The organism is Polyangium jinanense (assembly GCF_028435265.1).
GTDB lineage: Bacteria > Myxococcota_A > Polyangia > Polyangiales > Polyangiaceae > Polyangium > Polyangium jinanense.
The window spans coordinates 1-19,822 of record NZ_JAGTJK010000012.1 but is presented as its reverse complement, the minus strand read 5'-3'; the positions used below and the strand labels follow the sequence as shown (position 1 = coordinate 19,822).

General features: G+C 66.6%; 14 protein-coding genes and 1 tRNA gene. 1 reads left to right on the top strand and 14 read right to left on the bottom strand.

All coding sequences use genetic code 11. The annotated features are described in order from the left end of the window. The first annotated feature begins 33 nt into the window (after window positions 1-33). Window positions 34-1,053 (top strand): hypothetical protein, encoded by a 1,020-nt coding sequence (locus KEG38_RS22655; RefSeq protein WP_272421805.1) that lies wholly within the window; start codon window positions 34-36, stop codon window positions 1,051-1,053. Between the two features lie 51 nt (window positions 1,054-1,104). Here KEG38_RS22655 and panB read toward each other — a convergent pair whose 3' ends face one another. The 14 genes from panB to KEG38_RS22585 all read right to left on the bottom strand — a co-directional run. Beyond that, window positions 1,105-2,046 (bottom strand): 3-methyl-2-oxobutanoate hydroxymethyltransferase, encoded by a 942-nt coding sequence (gene panB / locus KEG38_RS22650; RefSeq protein ID WP_272421803.1) that lies wholly within the window; start codon window positions 2,044-2,046, stop codon window positions 1,105-1,107. Window positions 2,047-2,196: 150 nt separating this feature from the next. Next, a complete protein-coding gene (locus KEG38_RS22645; RefSeq protein ID WP_272421801.1) occupies window positions 2,197-3,570 on the bottom strand; it encodes a DUF2330 domain-containing protein in 1,374 nt (457 codons plus the stop codon). Window positions 3,571-3,731: 161 nt separating this feature from the next. After that, window positions 3,732-5,909 carry a DUF4388 domain-containing protein gene (locus KEG38_RS22640; RefSeq protein ID WP_272421800.1) on the bottom strand — a complete coding sequence of 726 codons (2,178 nt, stop codon included), beginning with the start codon at window positions 5,907-5,909 and terminating at the stop codon, window positions 3,732-3,734. 198 nt (window positions 5,910-6,107) lie between these two features. Then, window positions 6,108-10,439 carry a DNA-directed RNA polymerase subunit beta' gene (gene rpoC, locus KEG38_RS22635; protein ID WP_272421799.1) on the bottom strand — a complete coding sequence of 1,444 codons (4,332 nt, stop codon included), beginning with the start codon at window positions 10,437-10,439 and terminating at the stop codon, window positions 6,108-6,110. Window positions 10,440-10,445: 6 nt separating this feature from the next. Next, window positions 10,446-14,573, bottom strand: a complete 4,128-nt coding sequence (rpoB, locus tag KEG38_RS22630) for a DNA-directed RNA polymerase subunit beta (RefSeq protein ID WP_272421798.1) — start codon at window positions 14,571-14,573, stop codon at window positions 10,446-10,448. Window positions 14,574-14,845: 272 nt separating this feature from the next. Continuing rightward, window positions 14,846-15,238, bottom strand: a complete 393-nt coding sequence (rplL, locus tag KEG38_RS22625; protein ID WP_272421797.1) for a 50S ribosomal protein L7/L12 — start codon at window positions 15,236-15,238, stop codon at window positions 14,846-14,848. A gap of 173 nt (window positions 15,239-15,411) precedes the next feature. After that, the gene (rplJ, locus tag KEG38_RS22620) at window positions 15,412-15,948 is read right to left on the bottom strand and encodes a 50S ribosomal protein L10 (RefSeq protein ID WP_272421795.1); all 537 of its coding nucleotides are present in this window, start codon (window positions 15,946-15,948) and stop codon (window positions 15,412-15,414) included. A 2-nt stretch (window positions 15,949-15,950) separates the two neighbouring features. Next, on the bottom strand, window positions 15,951-16,661 hold the full coding sequence (rplA, locus tag KEG38_RS22615; protein ID WP_272421794.1) for a 50S ribosomal protein L1: 711 nt from the start codon (window positions 16,659-16,661) through the stop codon (window positions 15,951-15,953). Between the two features lie 170 nt (window positions 16,662-16,831). Continuing rightward, window positions 16,832-17,275 (bottom strand): 50S ribosomal protein L11, encoded by a 444-nt coding sequence (gene rplK / locus KEG38_RS22610; RefSeq protein WP_272421793.1) that lies wholly within the window; start codon window positions 17,273-17,275, stop codon window positions 16,832-16,834. A 55-nt stretch (window positions 17,276-17,330) separates the two neighbouring features. After that, window positions 17,331-17,861: a transcription termination/antitermination protein NusG gene (nusG, locus tag KEG38_RS22605; protein WP_136932097.1), complete on the bottom strand. Its 531-nt coding sequence runs from the start codon at window positions 17,859-17,861 to the stop codon at window positions 17,331-17,333. Window positions 17,862-17,883: 22 nt separating this feature from the next. Next, a complete protein-coding gene (secE, locus tag KEG38_RS22600; RefSeq protein ID WP_272421792.1) occupies window positions 17,884-18,543 on the bottom strand; it encodes a preprotein translocase subunit SecE in 660 nt (219 codons plus the stop codon). A 147-nt stretch (window positions 18,544-18,690) separates the two neighbouring features. Beyond that, window positions 18,691-18,763 (bottom strand) — tRNA-Trp (locus tag KEG38_RS22595). Window positions 18,764-18,824: 61 nt separating this feature from the next. Continuing rightward, window positions 18,825-19,022, bottom strand: a complete 198-nt coding sequence (gene rpmG / locus KEG38_RS22590) for a 50S ribosomal protein L33 (RefSeq protein WP_372518185.1) — start codon at window positions 19,020-19,022, stop codon at window positions 18,825-18,827. 9 nt (window positions 19,023-19,031) lie between these two features. Then, the coding region (locus tag KEG38_RS22585) for an elongation factor Tu (protein ID WP_272421791.1) at window positions 19,032-19,822 on the bottom strand (791 nt) is incomplete at its 5' end.

Sequence of the window (19,822 nt, the reverse complement as noted above, 5' to 3'; positions counted from 1 at the left end):
GCATCGCCGTTCTCGCTTCGGAGGCGTGAGGACATGCGATTCACTTGCTTGCTCGCGATCGCCGCGCTCGCCGCGGCCGGGTGTACCGCCGACGGCAGGGACCTCTTCGGCTCGCCGCAGAACCCCGGCGCGGGAGGGGAAGGCGGCAGCGGGGGCAGCGGCGGCATGGGCGGGATGAACGCATCGTCGTCGTCGTCCGGGAGCACGTCTTCTTCGTCGAGCGCGTCGAGCTCCAGCTCGTCCTCGTCGTCCGCGTCCTCCTCGTCGGCCTCTTCGTCCTCGTCCTCGTCCTCGTCCTCGTCCTCGTCCGGCGGCGGCGATACCTGCCAGCACGCCGTCTGCACGGTCGGAAATGCGCTCAACGCGGGCTGCAATCCGTGCGTCGAGCAGGTCTGCGCATCGGAGAACGGAGCCGCGTGTTGCGAGGACTTCTGGGGCGGCAACTGCGTGGCGCTCGCCGATCAGCTCTGCAACGCCGGCTGCTGCGGCAATGGCGAGTGCAACGGCGAGACGTGCGACTCGTGCCCGAACGACTGCGGCGCCTGCTTCTGCGGCGACGGCGTGTGCAACGGCGGCGAGGACTGCGGCTCGTGCGCCGAGGATTGCGGGCCCTGCGCCGAGTGCCCGCACTCGGTCTGCGGCACGGGTGCGGCCCTCGATCCCGACGTCTGCCGCGCGTCGTGCGTGGACGAGGTGTGCATGCAGGACGCGAACTGCTGCGGCATGGGGTCGAGCGCGCCGTGGACCGGGGCATGCTCGTACCTCGCGGACACGCTCTGCGGCGCGGATCCGTGCATCACGGCGGTGTGCATGGATCAGCCCGCGTGCTGCACGACGGGCTGGGACCAGGCCTGCGTGGAGGCGGCCACGATGAAGTGCGGCGTGAGCTGCAACTGCGCGCACTCGATCTGCCAGTCGGGCGACGAGCTGGATCCGACGTGCAACCCGTGCGCGGCGGCCCTTTGCAAGGCCGATCCTTATTGCTGCGAGCAGAACTGGGACGGCATCTGCGTCGGCGAGGTCGAGCTCATCTGCGGCATCAACTGCAATTGACGCCGAAAGCGCGGGGGCAGGCTCCGATCCCGGGCCCGCCCCCGCCAAACCTCAATGCGTCTGCCAGTGCGGAGGGATCTCCTCCAGCACCGCGGTCGCGGCCGCGGGCTCGGCCGGCGGCGGAATGCGGCGCGGGCCGTTCGGCTTGAAGCTGTGCTCGGCGCCGGGGAACGTGCGCGCTTGCACCTCCTCCACGTACGCCCGCGTCGCCGCCATGATCTGCTCGCCCACCTCGGCGAAACGCTTCGCGAAGCGCGGGCGCAGATCCGGGTACATGCCGAGCATGTCGTAACAGACGAGCACCTGCCCATCACACCCCGCGCCCGCGCCGATGCCGATCGTCGGGACAGACACGGCCGCCGTGATCTCCTCCGCGAGATCCGGCGGGATCGCTTCGAGCACGATCGCGTACGCGCCAGCCTCGTCGAGCGCCTGCGCGTCCCGCACGAGCCGCGCCGCGGCGTCGTCGCCCTTGCCCTGCACCTTGAAGCCGCCCATCGCGTGCACCGACTGCGGCGTGAGCCCGATGTGCGCGCACACCGGAATGCCCGCCGTGACGATGCGGCGCACGTGCTCGGCCACCTCCTCGCCGCCCTCGATCTTCACGCTCTCGAACGCGCCGTCCTTCATCAAGCGGCCCGCGCTCTCGAGCGCCTGCATGGGCGAGAGCTGGAAGCTCATGAACGGTAGGTCCCCGACCACATGCGCGCGCCGCGCCCCGCGCGCGACGGCGCGGCCGTGGTAGCAAATCTCCTCGACCGTCACAGGCAGCGTCGTCGGGTGCCCTTGCACGACCATGCCGAGCGAATCGCCGACGAGCAGCATGTCCGCGCCGCCCTCGTCGAGCAGTCGCGCCATCGTGAAGTCGTAGGCCGTCACCATCGCGATCGGCGGCCCGCCTGCCTTCCGCGCGCGAATGTCCGGCACGGTGATCTTCTTGGGAGCCGCAGACGGACGTCCACCGCCACTGCTCTGACCTTTGGGACCGTACATGATTTCCTCCGGGTCGCGGCCGCATGGACGCGGTCCACGCCTACGAACGAGGCTAGGGCGACCCGAACGAAACGGCAAGACGCGCGATCCGCGAAAAAATCGCGCGGGCTGCACGCCGGGATGACCCGGAAAAACCCGCGCGATGGGACGTCACCGGCGGCGACGGCGGCGCGCGACCGAAAGCAACATCGCGCCGCCCAGGAGCCCGAGCGCCGCGGGCATGCCCGCCTCGCCGCCGACGGCGCAGCCCGCGCTCTTCGAGCCCGGGTTCGGGTCGTCCTCGCCCACGCCGAAGCCATTGTCCCAGGGGTTCACGTCGGGGTCGGTGATCGGCCCGCCCGGGTCGGAGCACCACTCCGGCGGCGGCGGACACGCGGGCGGCGTGCCGACGGCGGTCGTGACCTGGAGCCATCGCTCGACGTACGACTGGTCGTTCGACGCGCCCAGCGTGAGGTCGGTCTTCAGCGCCTCGCGCGAGAGCTCCGCGTGGATGCGAGTCACCCAGAGGTTGTTTTCGGGGATCGCGCCGAAGAGCGCGGCCATGTCCTCCACGCATTCCTCGAGCGCGCTCGGGCCCATCGGATCGCCGCCGTAGCCGCTGTTCTCGGGGTCGAACTCGGCCGTGTATTTGAGATTGTCCTCGATCCAGTAACGCGAGAGCGGCTCGCCCGCCTCGACGAGCCACGCCTTGCCGCCCGACGTGTCGAAGCTCTGCTGCTTGAGGTCCTTGTAGTTGCTCGATTGCGTGTCCCAGTTCCACACGAGATCCGCGGGCTTGATCTGGAAGCTCGGGAAGTTCGTCGGCTCGTAGCGGCCCTCGCCGAGGACCCAGAGCGTGATCGGCGTGAGCGCGCCCGTGCCCGCGGCGACCATGCGCAGCGGCAGGACCGGGACCGCGCCGAGCGAGGTGACGCGCACGGGGCGCATCGAGTTGATGCCCTGGCCAGGCACGAGCTTGAGGGCGAGGAAGTCGAAGCCCTCGTTCACGTACGCGTCGACGATCGGCTTGATGTCGGGCGGGATGTTGTAGCCGTTCGAGAGCAGCCAGTTCGCGAGCGCGTTCGGATCCTGCGACGAGAGCTGCACGGTCGCGTACGGGCCGACGACCTCCTCGGCGATGACCTCGACGCCGCCGCCCGCGCCGCCCGAGCCCGAGTCGTTGTCGCCGCCCGCGCTCGGCGCGCCCACGCAGTCGGGCGGAAGGCAGTTGATCGAGGGCGAGAGGACCGAGACCTGTGTGGCCTGTTCGAGCGCGCCAAAGACCGCGTCGGACGAGAGCCCGATGTCGACCTGCCCCTTGATCGGCAGGAGCCACGCGAACGAGGACGGATCCCCCGCGTAGGTGATTTGATCCCAAAGGGTCGTCCGATCGTTCGAGATCGAAAGAACCATGCGGTGGCCCGTGACCTGCGTGGTCTCCTGCTGGGTGATGAAGCACCCGCCACACGCATTCGAATCGGTCGCGTAGAGGGCGGGCACCACGAGGAAGGGCAAGGACAAGGCGAGGGCGCGAAGGAGCTTCATCACGATCCTCCAAGGCAAGGGCCCGGCAAGGCCGAGCGAGGGACGCTTCCGCTACGCGACCCCCCATGAAGGCGCGTAGCCTTTTCACTCTACGCGTCTCGACGCTCCACGGACCGACAACGGCTGGAGATTCGCAAAAGAAAGCGGAGGGGAAACGCCCCTTACGGAGCGTGCAGCATGCCCTCGTCGAGGCGGCGCATGCCTTCGAGCAAGAGCGCCTCGGGCGATACGGCGATCGTGCGCCCCGAAGGCTCGACGCCCGGTTCGAGCCGGAACTCGCCCTCGTTCAGCGCGAGCATCCGGTAGAAGGCCTCTTCGCCGACGACCTGCTCCCAGCGCGCGTCCACGACCTGCCCCTCGGCGAAGTGGATCTCGCCCGTGCCCTTGCCCGTCTGGATCCGGAGCGCGCACGTCTTGCGGCCATGCCAGAGAACCTGGACCATGTCCGGGATGCTCATCTCCGCGAGCGATCCGGTCACGCCGCGCCCACCGCCGCGCGCGACACGGCGCTCCACGAGCTGACGGAGTTTTGCCGCGAAGATGTCCGCGGACGTCGGCTTCGAGACGAAGTCGTCGACGCCGAGATCAAAGGCCTTCTGCGCGCTGTGGCGGTCGTTCTTGCGCGTGAGGATCACCCACGTGATCCCGCGTCCCCACGACTCCTTCTGCGCGTCGGCACGGAGCGCGAGGCCCATCTCCGGCTCCTCGAGGTCGATCTCGCTGACGACGGCCGCGATCTCGCCGCCTTCGAGCTCGCGCCACGCCTGCGCCACGGTCCGCGCGACGCGCACTTCGAAGCCCTGCTCGATGAGGCGAAGCTCGAGCACCGTGGTCTCCTCGGGATCCGGATCGATGACGAGCACCGTGTACCGCTCCGACAAAAGCCGCGCGCGCATGTCGTCGCCCGTGACCTCGTGACGGAAGAGGTCGACGATGTTCGGATCGAAGACGGTGCCGCGATACCCGGCGAGCACGTCGCACGCCTCGGCCGGGCGGAGGATCTTGCGGAAGGGGTTGCGCGGGTTCTGCGTGAGGTCGGCGTAGGTGTCCGCGACGGCGAGGATACGCGCGCCGAGCGGGATCTCCTTGCCCGCGAGGCCATGCGGCAAGCCGCGGCCATCGTACCGCTCGTACATGGCCTGGAGCGCGGCCACGGTCTCCGCCGGCAGGCCCACGGACCCCATGAGCTGCGCCGGGAGCGCGACGGCCTTGAGGCCCGCGACGCGATGTCCCTCGTACTCGGCGACGTTCAGCGCGGTGAGGTGATACGCGCCCATCTTGCCGAGATCGTGCAGGTACGCAGCCACGACAAACGCGGCGACGTGCGCAGGCGCGAGGCCGATGCGCTCGCACGTGCGGCGGCAGAGGCGCGCGACGACAGCCGAGTGACCACGCAGATCCTGGCGGTTCGCTTCGAGCAAGCTCACGAGGACGTTGAGCGTCTCGATGTACTCGTGCGTCTCGATCGGCGTGAGGATCGGGACCGGAGGCGGCGGCGGCGTGGGCGAAGGCGCGGTCCCCGTCAACGCACGCACCTGCGTGGTCGGCGGTTGCCCTCCACTCGGCGACGTCTGCGCGGTCGCCGTGATCGGCGCGTGGCCGCCGTTCAGGGAAGGCTGTGTGCTGCCCGTGTGCACCGAGGGCTGCGTCTGCTCACGCGCGCCGGTGGGGCTGGTTTGTCCGGTCGCGGAGGGAGACGTGGGCATCGGCGCGCGCGGCGGCGGCGGCGCCTGCACGCCCGGGTTGCGCGGCGACGCAGCCGGCGAAGGAATGGGCCCCGTCGCAGGGCGCGCCGGCGCGGGGCCGAGCTCGATGTCGATGAAGTCGCCGGTCTGGGCGTTCGTCGCGACCGGACGGAGGAGCGCCTCGAAGGCGGAAACCTCCTTGAAGTAATGCCGCGCGATCGCAGCGCGCACCGCGGCCGGCCGAGCCACGAGCGCGCGCACTTCGCGCACGCCCGCCGCGAGCTTCACCTCGTGGATCGCAGCGTCGTTGTCGGGATCCGCGGTGACGACGGAGAGCACCGACTTCGCCTCGTCGAGCAGCACCGGAAAGACGCCGTGCATCTTCGCGGTCTTCGGCAAGACGCGTCCGAGCACGCGCGGCTCGATCGCGGCCTTCGCGAGCTTTTCGGTCGAGACGAACCGCGTGTTGTGCAGCGTCGCGACGTACTTGAGGAGATCTCCCTCGGGCAGGATGTCGAGCTCGATGAGCGAATCCTCGATCCGGCCGCGCTGACGGCTCGCGTGATCCACGGCGCGCCGATGCTCCTCGGCCGCGATCCGGCCGTCGGAGAGCAGGCGATCAGCGACACGCTGGTTGGTGCCGAGCACGGACATCGCGAGTGCAGAGATAGTACATGTCCGCAACGACGGGGTATCCCAAGACCCGCCGAAGCAGCAGTCCTCCGGCGGATCGACAGGGGACGGCGCGTGCCTGGCCGAACAAAAAGCGCACGCCCGCGCCTGAAGACAGGGCGGGCGTGCGGCTTTGGGGTCAGGAGGCCGTCGGCGACGACGACCCCCCTACCCTGCAGCTCACTCCTCGTTGACGGCCGTGAGCGTCTCCTCGGGGCGAGGCCGCGGCGGCGCCATGGGCGGAGCCGCAGGCTCGGCGGCCGGCGCGCGCTCGCGCACCGGCTGCTCGCCCTCGACGATGACCTGCAGCCGCTTGTAGGCGGGCAGGCCCGTCCCGGCCGGGATCAGGCGACCCATGATGACGTTCTCCTTGAGGCCGCGGAGATCGTCCACCTTGCCGCTGATCGCCGCCTCGGTGAGCACCTTGGTCGTCTCCTGGAACGACGAGGCGCTGATGAACGACTCGGTCGACAGGCTCGCCTTCGTGATGCCGAGGAGCAGCGGCTCGGCGATGGCGGGACGGCCGCTACGCTCGAGCACCCGCTCGTTCTCGCGCTCGAAGAGGTGCTTCTCGACCTGCTCGTCCACGAGGAAGTTCGTGTCGCCGACGTCCTTGACGCGAACGCGCCGGAGCATCTGCCGCACGATGACCTCGATGTGCTTGTCGTTGATACCGACACCCTGCAGGCGGTAGACCTGCTGGATCTCGTTCACGAGCCAGGCCGCGAGCTCCTTCTCGCCCTTCACGCGCAGGATGTCGTGCGGGTTCGGCGGGCCGTCCTGGAGCGGATCACCGGCGCGCACGCGATCGCCGGGCTGCACCTGGATGTGCTTGCCCTTGGGGATCAGGTACTCGCGCGCCTGATCCGCGAGCGGGTGCCCATCCGCGCCGAACGGCGTGATGATCACCTTGCGCTTGCCCTTCGTGTCCTTGCCGAAGGAGACCTCGCCGTCGATCTCGCTGATGATGGCGTGATCCTTCGGCTTGCGGGCCTCGAAGAGCTCCGCGACGCGGGGCAGACCACCGGTGATGTCCTGCACCTTCGTCGTGTCGCGCGGGATCTTGGCGATGATGTCACCGGCCTCGATCATGTCGTCCTGCTGGGCGACGATGTGCGCGCCGACCGGCAGGAGGTAACGCGCCTCGAGCTCGCTGTTCGGGAGCTTCAAGGTCGCGTTCGAGTGCGGATCCTTCAGCGAGATCCGCGGGCGGAGGTCGGCCGCCTTGGACTCGATGACGACCTTGCGCGACAGACCCGTGACCTCGTCGACGCGCTCCTGGACGCTGACACCCTCGACGAGATCGCCGTACTTCACGATGCCGGTGACCTCGGTGAGGATCGGCGTCGCGAACTGGTCCCACTCGGCGAGCAGCTCGCCCGGCTTCACGCGCTGGCCGTCGGCGACCTTCATGTTGGCGCCGTAGACCAGGCGGTGATGCTCGCGCTCGCGGCCCGTCTCGTCGACGACGACGAGCTCGCCGTGGCGGTTCATGACCACCATGGTGCCGTCCTTCTTGCGCTGCACGTTCGCGCGGCGCAGGCGCACGGTGCCCTCGGTCCGGGCCTCGAGGTAGCTCGCCTCGATCTTGCCGCGGGCCGCCGTACCACCGATGTGGAACGTGCGCATCGTGAGCTGCGTGCCGGGCTCGCCGATCGACTGGGCGGCGATGATGCCGACCGCCTCGCCGATGTTGACGCGGTAGCCACGCGCGAGGTCGCGGCCGTAGCAGAGCGCGCAAACGCCCCGCCGCGTCTGGCAGGTGAGCACCGACCGGATCACGACCTCCTCGATGCCCGCGTCCTCGATCCGCTTGACGGAGGCCTCGTCGAGCTCGGTGTTGGCCGTGATGAGGACCTCGCCGGTGAGCGGGTCGATCACGTCCTCGAGCACGACGCGGCCGAGGATGCGGTCGCCGAGGGGCTGGATCACCTCGCCGGCCTCCTCGAGCTTCGTCACGCGGATGCCGTCGATCGTGGCGCAATCGAACTCGGAGATGACCGCGTCCTGCGCGACGTCGACGAGACGCCGGGTGAGGTAACCCGAGTTCGCCGTCTTGAGCGCCGTATCCGCGAGGCCCTTACGCGCGCCGTGCGTCGAGATGAAGTACTGCAGCACGGTGAGGCCTTCACGGAAGTTCGCCGTGATGGGCGTCTCGATGATCTCGCCGGAGGGCTTGGCCATGAGGCCGCGCATCGCCGCGAGCTGACGGATCTGCTGGGTCGAACCACGCGCGCCCGAATCCGCCATGATGTAGATCGGGTTGAAGCTCGGCTCGATGCTCTCCTTGCCCGTCTCCGGATCGACGACGCGCTCCTTGCCGATCCCGTCCATCATCTTCGCCGTCACGGCGTCCGCCACGCCGGCCCAGATGTCGACGATCTTGTTGTAGCGCTCGCCGTCGGTGATCAGACCTTCCTGGTACTGCTCGACCACGCGCTCGACCTCGCGCTGCGCCTCGTCGAGGAGGTCGCGCTTCGCCGGCGGGATCACCATGTGATCCATGCAGATCGAGATACCGGCGCGCATCGCGTGGTCGAAGCCGAGCGTGCGGAGCCGGTCCGCCAGAAGGACGGTCTCCTTGTTGCGGTGGACGCGGTAGCAGACGTCGATGAGGGCCGAGAGGGCCTTCTTGTCGAGCGTCTTGTTCGCGTAGTCGAAGCTCACGCCCTTCGGCAGGACCTCGGAGATGAGCACACGACCCACCGTCGTCTGCACGATGCGGCGCTTGATCTGGCCGTGCTCGTCGCGAACGGGGTTACCGTCCTCGTCGATGTGCGGCACGCGCACGCGGATGCCCGCGTGCAGCACGACCTCGCCCGCGTCGTACGCCATGCGCACCTCCTCGGGAGATGCGTAGACGCCGCGCAGATACCCCTCGGCCGTCGAGCCCTCGGTGCCCTGACCGTCCGCGCCGAAGCGCAGGCTGCCCTCGCGGAAGCTCCCCTTCGAGAACTTGCGCTCGCGCGTGGCGTAGTAGAGCCCGAGCACGATGTCCTGCGTCGGGTTGATGATGGGCTTGCCGTTCGCGGGCGAGAGGATGTTGTTCGTGCTCATCATGAGCACGCGCGCCTCCATCTGCGCCTCGATCGAGAGCGGGACGTGCACGGCCATCTGGTCGCCGTCGAAGTCGGCGTTGAACGCCGCGCAAACGAGCGGGTGGAGCTGGATCGCCTTGCCCTCGATGAGCACCGGCTCGAACGCCTGGATGCCCAGGCGGTGGAGCGTGGGTGCGCGGTTCAGGAGCACCGGATGCTCACTGATGACTTCTTCGAGGATGTCCCAGACCTCGGGACGCTCCTTCTCCACCATCTTCTTCGCGCTCTTGATGGTGTTGACGTACCCGCGCTCTTCCAGCTTGTTGTAGATGAACGGCTTGAAGAGCTCGAGCGCCATCTTCTTCGGCAGACCGCACTGGTGCAGGCGCAGCGTCGGGCCGACGACGATGACCGAGCGGCCCGAGTAGTCGACGCGCTTGCCGAGCAGGTTCTGACGGAAGCGACCCTGCTTGCCCTTCAGCATGTCGCTGAGGCTCTTCAGCGGACGCTTGTTCGGGCCCGTGATCGTCTTGCCACGGCGGCCGTTGTCGAAGAGCGCGTCGACCGCCTCCTGCAGCATGCGCCGCTCGTTGCGGATGATGATCTCGGGCGCGTTGAGCTCGAGCAGCCGCTTCAGGCGGTTGTTGCGGTTGATGACGCGGCGGTAGAGGTCGTTCAGATCGCTCGTCGCGAACCGACCACCGTCGAGCGGCACGAGCGGACGCAGGTCGGGCGGCAGCACGGGGATGACCGTGAGCATCATCCACTCGGGCCGGTTGCCGCTCTCCCGGAACGCCTCGACGACCTTCAGGCGCTTCGCGAGCTTCTTGCGCTTCGCCTCGCTCGTCGCCTTGCGCATCTCCTCGCGGAGCAGCTCCGCGAGCGCGTGCACGTCGACCTGCTTGAGCATCTCGAGCACGGCCTCGCCGCCCATGCCCGCGGCGATCTTGTCGTCGCCGTACTCGTCGATGATCTGCAGGTAGCGCTCCTCGCTGAGGAGGTCGCCGCGCTGCAGACCCGTCTCCTTCGGGTCGATGACGATGTACGCCTCGCAATAAAGGACCTTCTCCAGATCCTTCAGCGTGATGTCGAGCATGTTGCCGATGCGCGACGGCAGGCTCTTCAGGAACCAGATGTGCGCGACCGGCGTCGCGAGCGAGATGTGGCCGAGGCGCTCACGTCGAACCTTCGACTGAATGACCTCGACGCCGCACTTCTCGCACACGATCCCACGGTGCTTCATGCGCTTGTACTTGCCGCAGTTGCACTCGTAGTCCTTTACGGGCCCGAAGATCTTCGCGCAGAAGAGACCATCCCGCTCCGGCTTGAACGTGCGGTAGTTGATGGTCTCCGGCTTCTTCACCTCGCCGTGCGACCACTCCCGGATCTTCTCCGGGCTCGCGAGCGAGATCCGAATGGCGCTGAACGACAGCGGATCTTTGGGCTTCTCGAAGAAGCTGAAGATGTCACGCATTCGGCATCACTCCTCTTCCGCGGCCGAGGCCTCGAGGCCCGTCTCGACCAGCTCGACGTTCAGACACAACGATTGCAGCTCTTTGATGAGCACGTTGAAGCTCTCCGGCAGGCCGGCCTCCAGCGTGTACTCGCCCTTGACGATCGCCTCGTACATGCGCGTACGACCCATGACGTCGTCCGATTTCACCGTGAGGAACTCCTGCAGCGCATAGGCCGCGCCGTAGGCCTCCATCGCCCACACCTCCATCTCGCCGAGGCGCTGACCGCCGAACTGAGCCTTTCCGCCCAGCGGCTGCTGCGTCACGAGCGAGTAGGGGCCGATCGACCGGGCGTGGATCTTGTCGTCCACGAGGTGGTGCAGCTTCAGCATGTACATGATGCCCACCGTGACGTTCTGATCGAACGCCTCGCCCGTGCGACCATCGAACAGGATCGCCTGACCCGAGCTCGGCAGACGCGCGAGCGCGAGCGCGCCCTTGATGTCCTCCTCGGTCGCGCCGTCGAAGACCGGCGACGCGACGAACACGCCTTGACGAACCTTGCGCCCGGCACGCACGGCGTCACCCTCGTCCATCGACGCGACGATCGCCGAGTTCTCCTCGTCTCCCGCGTAGACCTCGGCTAGACGATTGCGGATCTCGGCGCCCGCCTTCTGATCCTCGATCATCTGCTGGATCTGCCGGCCGAGCTCGTAGGCGCCCCAGCCGAGGTGAATCTCCAGGATCTGACCGACGTTCATGCGGCTCGGCACGCCGAGCGGGTTCAGCACGATGTCCACCGGCCGGCCGTCCTGCAGGTAGGGCATGTCCTCCTCCGGGAGAATCCGGCTGATGACGCCCTTGTTGCCGTGGCGGCCTGCCATCTTGTCGCCGACCTGGAGCTTGCGCTTGATGGCGATGTAGACCTTCACCATCTTGATCACGCCCGGCGGCAGCTCGTCGCCCTTCGACAGGCGCTCGATCTTGTCGCGGAAGTGCTCCTCGCGCGTGCGGACGAGGTCCTCCAGATCCCGCAGGATGTTCTGGATCCGGTCCGTCTCCTCCACCGGGATCTCGCCCCAGTAACGGCGCGGGATCTCGGCGAGGGCCGCCTCGGTGATCTCGTCGCCCTTCTGGAGCAGGACCTTGCCCTTGTCGTCGACGAGCTTCCCGTTCGTCGTCTTGCCGACCAGGATCTCGCGAACCCGGCGATAGAACGAATCGCGCAGGATCTTGATCTCCTCGTCACGCGTCCGCTCGATCCGCGCGCGCTCCTGATCCTCGATGTCCCGCGCGCGATCGTCCTTCTCCGTGCCCTTGCGCGAGAAGACGCGCGCGTTGATCACGATGCCGCTCACGCCCGGCGGGACCTTGAGCGAGCTGTCGCGCACGTCGCCGGCCTTCTCACCGAAGATCGCGCGAAGCAGCTTCTCCTCGGGGGAGAGCTGCGTCTCGCCCTTCGGCGTGATCTTGCCGACGAGGATGTCGCCCGGACGAACCTCGGCGCCGATCCGCACGATGCCCGAGTCGTCGAGGTCCTTCAGGGCCTCCTCGCCGACGTTCGGGATGTCGCGCGTGATCTCCTCCTTGCCGAGCTTCGTGTCGCGCGCGACGCACTCGAACTCCTCGATGTGGATCGAGGTGAACACGTCGTCCTTCGCGATGCGCTCCGAGACCAGGATCGAGTCCTCGAAGTTGTAGCCCTGCCACGGCATGAACGCGACGAGCACGTTCTGCCCCAGCGCGAGCTCGCCCATGTCCGTCGACGGGCCGTCCGCGAGCACGTCGCCCGCCTTCACCACGTCGCCCGTGCGCACGATCGGCTTCTGCGTGTAGCAGGTCGACTGGTTCGAGCGCTGGTACTTCATGAGGTGGTAGATGTCCGGCACCTCGGCACCCTCGCCCGCGGCGCGCACCACGATGCGCGTCGCGTCGACGCTCTCCACGATGCCCGGGCGACGCGCCACGACACACACGCCCGAGTCCCGCGCGAGCCGGTTCTCCATGCCCGTGCCGACGAGCGGCGCTTCGCTCCGGATGAGCGGCACCGCCTGACGCTGCATGTTCGCGCCCATGAGTGCGCGGTTCGCGTCGTCGTGCTCGAGGAACGGCACGAGCGCGGCCGCGACGCTCACCATCTGGTTCGGCGCGATGTCCATGAGCTCGATCATGTCCGACGCGACGATCTTGAAATCGCCGTTCAGACGCGCCGAGACCACGTTCTCGCGGAACTTGCGACCATCGTCGAGCGCGGCCGTCGCCTGCGCGATGTACTTGCCCTCTTCCTCGAGCGCACTGAGCCAGACGACCTCGTCGGTCACCGTGCTCTCCGTCACCTTGCGGTAGGGCGTCTCGACGAAGCCGAACTCGTTCACGCGGGCGAACGTCGAGAGCGACGCGATGAGGCCGATGTTCGGGCCTTCCGGCGTCTCGATCGGGCAGATGCGGCCGTAGTGCGTGGCGTGGACGTCGCGCACCTCGAAGCCCGCGCGCTCGCGCGTGAGGCCGCCCGGACCGAGGGCGGACAAACGACGCTTGTGCGTGACCTCGGAGAGCGGGTTTGTCTGGTCCATGAACTGCGAGAGCTGCGAGCTCCCGAAGTACTCCTTGACCACCGCGCTCACGGGCTTCGCGTTGATCAGGTCGTGCGGCATAAGCGTGTCGATCTCCTGCGACATGCTCATGCGCTCCTTGATCGCGCGCTCCATGCGGACCAGGCCGATGCGGTACTGGTTCTCCATGAGCTCGCCGACCGCGCGCACGCGGCGATTGCCGAGGTGGTCGATGTCGTCGACCGAGCCGCGGCCGTTCTTGAGCTCGATGAGGTGCCGGACCGTCTCCAGGATGTCCTGCGGCGTGAGCACCGTGAGATCGAGGTTCGGGCGCTGGCCCTCCGGCAGATCCCGGTAGAACTTGTAGTTCAGCTTCAGCCGGCCGACCTTCGAGAGGTCGTAACGCTCCGGGTTGAAGAACAAGTTGTGGAAGAGCGTCTTCGCCGTCTCGAGCGTGGGCGGATCACCCGGGCGGAGGCGACGATAGATCTCGAGGATCGAGTCCTCCTGCGTCTTCACCTTGTCGGCGAGCAGCGTGTCGCGGAGGTACGAGCCGACGTTGAGGCCGTCGATGAAGAGGATGCGGAAGCTCTCGAGCTTCGCCTCGCGGATACGCTCGAGCTTGGCGTCCGTGAGCTCCTCGTTCACCTCGACGATGACCTCGCCCGTCTCCGGGTCGACGACGTCGTGCGCCGCGACCTTGCTAACGAGCTCCTCGGTCTCGACCTGCATGCGCTCGAGCTTCGCCTCCTTCATCTTGCGAATCGCGGCGCGCGTGAACTTCGTGTTCTTCTTGACGATGACATCTTCCTTGATCTTGATGTCACGCGTCGCGCGCTGGCCCGCGAGGAGGTCGTACTCGATGCTCTTCGCGTACTTGCCGCCCTTCTCGAGGTAGACCGTCTCCGTCGAGTAGAAGTAGTTCAGGAGGTCCTGCGTCGAGTAGCCGAGCGCGCGCAGGAGGACGGTCGCGTGCATCTTCCGGCGACGGTCGATGCGCACGTAGATGATGTCCTTCGGATCGAACTCGAAATCGAGCCACGAGCCGCGGTACGGGATGACGCGCGCCGAGTAGAGCAGCTTGCCGCTCGAGTGCGTCTTGCCCTTGTCGTGATCGAAGAACACGCCGGGCGAGCGGTGCAGCTGGCTGACGACCACGCGCTCGGTGCCGTTGATGATGAACGTACCGGTCTCGGTCATCAGCGGCAGCTCGCCGAAGTACACCTCCTGCTCCTTGATATCCCGGACGATGCGCTCACCGCCGTCACGGGTGTCGTAGATCATGAGCTGGTTGGTGACCTTGATCGGCGCCGCGTAGGTCATGCCTCGCTGGCGGCACTCCTCGACGTCGTACTTCGGCGGCTCGAGGTTGTACGAAACGAAGACGAGCTCACTCGTCCCGTTGAAGTCCTTGATGGGGAACACCGAGCGGAACACCGCCTGGAGCCCGACTTCCTCCCGCTCGTGCGGCGGGACGTTCATCTGGAGGAACTTGTCGTAGCTGGACTTCTGGATGTCGATCAGGTTCGGAACGTCGATGATGCGACGAACGCGCCCCAGATTCTTACGGATGCGGAAGTTGGATTGGACGACCGACGGCATCGATATTCCTCCGGCTCCTACGGGTGCGCAGGGCTCGTTCCCCGCGCGCTCCACGAACCGAGCATCAGCCTCGAAGCTACGAAACAGCCATCAAAGGTCCCGGCGACGGACAAACTCGGCTGCGCTACCGCGACCTGGAAGACGCGCTCGAATCACGCGACAGACGCAGCAGCAAACCCCCCAAAGACAAAACTCGACGCGCGGCAGGGACGTTCGCCCCTGCCGCCGTCGCATGGCGGATCGCGCTGTCCCTGAACGGGAAGCTCGGATCCTTACTTGAGCTCGACCGTCGCACCTGCCTCGGTGAGCTTCTTCTTCATCTCCTCGGCGTCGGCCTTGGAGACCGCTTCCTTCACGTTCTTGGGCGCGCCCTCGACCAGGTCCTTCGCCTCCTTGAGGCCAAGGCCCGTGATCTCGCGGACCGCCTTGATGACCGCGATCTTGTTCGCGCCGGCGTTCGCCAGCACGACGTCGAACTCGGTCTTCTCCTCGGCCTTGGGCGCAGCCTCACCACCACCGCCACCAGGAGCAGCAGCAACCGCCACCGCCGCCGGAGCAGCCTTCACGCCCCACTTGTTCTCGAGCTCCTTGATGAGCTCGGCGATCTGGATGACCGGCAGGTTGGAAAGGTAATCGACGACCTGCTCCCGCGTGATCTCAGCCATGACGAGACTCCTTCAAACCGTCTGCGCGCCGCGGTGGGATGAGTACCCCGGGGCGCGTCTGTAGATCAAAACCCGAAGGGCGCAATGCCCTTTCTCACTGGTCGAGCGTTTGGAGCTCCGGACCACCTCCGGTCCCCCTTCGCCCCGACCACGATCGGACCCGGAACGTGGGCTCAGCCCGCCCCGCCCGCCGCGTCCTCCTTGGCCTTCAACAGGTACGCGAAGTTCTGAAGAGGCGCGTTGAGCTGCTGCAAGAACTGCTGGAGAGGCGCCTGCAACGTGGCAAGCAGCGTCGCCCTGAGCTCGTCCTTGCCGGGCATCGACGCGAGCTGATTCTCCACGCCTTCGGCGTCGAGAATCTGGCCCTCGATGAGGCCCGCCTTGATCTTCAGCTTCTCGTGCTCTTTGTCCTTGCGGAAGGCCTTTACGACCTTCGCGGCGGCGCTGGGATCCTCGTAACTCCAGGCGATCCCGGTCATCCCGACCAGCGTGTCGTCGAGCTTCTTCGACCACGCGTGATGCTTGATCGCGTGACGAACGAGCGTGTTTTTCACGACTCGATACTCGACGCCCGCCTTCCGGAACTCGTCGCGCAGCTTCGTGACCACTGCGACGTTGAGCCCCGTGAAGTCGAGGAAGACCGCCGAGGTCATGCGATCGAATCGCTGCTTGACCTCGCCGACCAGAGCCTCTTTCTCCGTGCGCTCCATGATCAGCCCTCCTCACCCTTGTCGCTGAGGTGCACCGGGTCAATCCGGACGCCCGGCCCCATCGTCGAAGACAACGTGATGCTCCGGAGGTACACCCCCTTCGCCGTCGACGGCTTCGCGCGAATGAGAGCCTGAATCAAGGCCTCCGCGTTCTTGGCGAGCGCGTCCTCCTTGAAGGAGGCCTTGCCGATCCGAGCGTGCACGATGCCCGCCTTCTCGACGCGGTACTCCACCTTGCCGGCCTTCGCTTCGGACACCGCCGTCTTCACATCGACGGTGACGGTGCCGACCTTCGGGTTCGGCATGAGGCCTCGCGGACCGAGGATACGACCGAGCTTACCGACCAAACCCATCATGTCGGGCGTAGCGATCACGCGGTCGAAGTCCATGAAGCCTTCCTGGATCTTGTTCACCAGGTCGGCCTCACCGACGAAATCGGCGCCCGCCGCTTCCGCTTCCTTCGCCTTTTCGCCCTTGGCGAAGACGAGGACGCGGACCGACTGGCCCGTTCCGGCCGGCATGACCACGGCGCCGCGAACCATCTGGTCCGCGTGACGCGGGTTCACGCCCAACCGCACAGCGATATCGACGGTCTCGTCGAACTTCGCCGATGCGGCCTGCTTTACGAGCGCACACGCTTCTTGGAGCGTGTACTTGCGCGTGCGGTCCACCATGGCCTGGGCCGCAGCGCGTTTCTTGGCGACTTTCGGCATCTGCCCTCCTGTTGTATCGGCTTACGCCTCCCACGGTGCGCCGTTTTAACCGTGGTGCTCTCCTCCCAACGTGGGGGGTGCTCTTATAAAACCGCGCTTTCACGCGGTCGCGTGCCCGTCGCCGGCTTCTCCGACAAACGGAGATGCGACAGAGCGCGCGAAGGACGAACTCAGTCGACGATCGTGATGCCCATCGAGCGGGCCGTACCCGCCATGCTGCGCATCGCCGAATCGAGGTTCGTCGTGTTCATGTCCTGCATCTTCATTTGCGCAAGCTCCTGGAGCTGCTTGCGCGTCACCTGGCCGACCTTCACCTTGTTCGGCTCCTTCGAACCCGAGCCAGGCTTCTTCTTCGTCTCGAGCCCCGCGGCCTTCTTGAGAAGGACCGACGCGGGCGGCGTCTTCAAGATGAACGTGAACGACCGGTCCGAATAGACCGTGATCACCACCGGGATGATCATGTCGCCCTGCGAGGCGGTCCGCGAGTTGAAGTCCTTGCAGAACGCCATGATGTTCACGCCGTGCTGGCCGAGCGCAGGACCGACCGGCGGCGAGGGGTTGGCCTTCCCCGCAGGAAGCTGAAGCTTGACGTACCCGGTGACCTTCTTCGCCATTGCTTTACCCGTTCTGTGCTGCGTCTACCTTGTTCGTACCGACCCGGAGCGTCGCTCAGCGCTTCTCTACCGCAGAAAAATCGAGCTCCACGCTGGTCGGACGGCCGAAGATCGACACCTTGACCTTCAGCTTCTGCTTGTCCATCTTCACGTCGTCCACGGTCCCGGTGAAGTTGGCGAACGCGCCGTCGAGCACGCGAACCTCCTCGCCGACCTCGAACGTGAGCTTGGGCTTCGGCTTGACCGCGCCCTCCACGATGCCTCGACGCAGACTCTCGATCTGCGGGGCCGGGACCTCTTGCGGCGTCTGGTTGCCGATGAAGCCCGTCACCTTCGGCGTGTCCTTCACGAGGTGCCACACCGTCTCGCTCATCTCCATCTCGGCGAAGATGTAGCCAGGCAAGCTGAGCTTCTGGCGAACCCGCTGCTTGCCCCCCGGACGGTTCTCCGTGACCGTTTCACTCGGGATCAAGATCTCGCCAATCTTGTCCTCGAGGCCGTGCTGCTTCGCTCGCTGCTGGAGCGCATCGCGCACCTTTGCCTCGTAGCCCGAGTAGGTATGAATGACGTACCACTTCTTCGCCATGGCGCGTGGCTCCCGAACGGCCCTAGCTTCCAGTGCCGTAGACGATGCCCGTCACGAACGACCACAACCTGTCGAGCAGCGCGAGATAAAGGGTGGCCACGGCGCTCGCCGCAATGACCACCACGGTTGAGTTCGTGACGTCCTTCTTGGTCGGCCACTTGACCTTGATCAGCTCCGAAGCGACCTCGTCCGTCCACTCCCGCACGTCGGGACGCCGATAGGTCCGCAGCGTGACGATGACCGCGACGACGCCCGCAATCACGGTCGCATACGTCGCCTTGTCCTCATCCACAACCGCCGCGAGCGCAGGCACCGCCCGGCTGAACCAATCCCGGTTCGAGAGGTTGCTCCAGATCCCGTGGATGGCCTTGCCAAGCACGTACGCGCCGAGGATCGCCGCCCCGAAGAACCCCGCCATCACGTAGCGGTCGGTCCCGAGCTGCCGCGCCGCCGCGACCTCGCCGTCTTCCCCGGCCTCTTCGCCAGGAGCCTGCCCTTCCGGGCCCTCTGCAGCAGCTTCGTCGTGCTCTTCGCCGACTTCGTCCGCGTCGGGCGCCACGTCGAGATCGATTCCCTTGCGCACCGCAAGCGAAGCATCCGCACCCGAATCCGGGGCGGAGTCCGGCGCAGAGCCCTTTTTCTGGGCCTTCCGTGCCTCGTCTTTCTCTCGTCGTGTCGCCATCGCCGTTTCCCAAACGTGCCGGATCCCGCTTCGAGCAGCGTCACCGACATCTACGCCTCGCCCGCTCGCTTTCGCGAGATCGAGCGAGGCGTTTCGTGCGGCCCCACCTGGTGCTGAACGGACAGCGAAAGGAGGGGCCCTTGAGGGCAGGGGCAGAGAGGCTCGAACTCCCGACCTGCGGATTTGGAATCCGCTGCTCTACCAGCTGAGCTATACCCCTTCAACCTACTCGACCCGGGACAGATGCCACGAGCCGAGCGGTTCGTCTACTTCGGATCCGACTACTTCGTCTCCCGGTGCAGCGTGTGCTTCTTGCACTGCTTGCAGAACTTCTTCAGTTCTACGTAATCCCCGGGAGACTTGGTCGTCTTGTAGTTCCTCGCCGTACACTCGGTGCAGGCCAGCGAGACCGGGATGCGTGTCCCTCGTTCTCCCGTGGCCCCACCGGAGCCACGGGAACCGCCGCCCTGCACCGACATCACGCCTCGTTACTTGAGGATCTTGGTCACGATGCCCGCGCCGACGGTCTTGCCACCCTCGCGGATCGCGAACCGCATCTGCTCCTCGAGCGCGACCGGCGCGATGAGCTCGATGTTCATCGTGATGTTGTCGCCCGGCATCACCATCTTGACCCCCTCGGGGAGCTTGACGGTGCCCGTCACGTCCGTCGTCCGGATGTAGAACTGCGGGCGGTAGTTCGTGAAGAACGGCGTGTGACGGCCGCCCTCCTCCTTCTTCAGGACGTACACCTCGCCCAAGAACTCCGTGTGCGGGGTGATCGAGCCCGGCTTCGCGAGGACCTGGCCACGCTCGATGTCGTCCTTCTCGACGCCGCGCAGGAGGCAACCGACGTTGTCGCCGGCGATGCCCTGATCGAGCAGCTTCCGGAACATCTCGACGCCCGTGACCACGGTCTTGCGCGTGTCCTTGAAGCCGATGATCTCGACCTCTTCGCCGACCTTGACCACGCCACGCTCGATACGACCCGTCGCCACCGTGCCGCGGCCCTTGATCGAGAACACGTCCTCGATCGCCATGAGGAACGGCTTGTCGATCGCGCGCTCCGGCTCCGGGATGTAGCTGTCGAGCGCGTCGAGCAGCTCGCCGATCTTCGCCTCCCACTTCGGGTCACCCTGAAGCGCAGGCAGCGACGCACCACGGACGACCGGCGCGTTGTCGCCGTTGAAGTTGTACTTGTTGAGGAGCTCGCGGACCTCCATCTCGACGAGGTCGAGCATCTCCGGGTCGTCCACCGCGTCACACTTGTTGAGGAAGACGA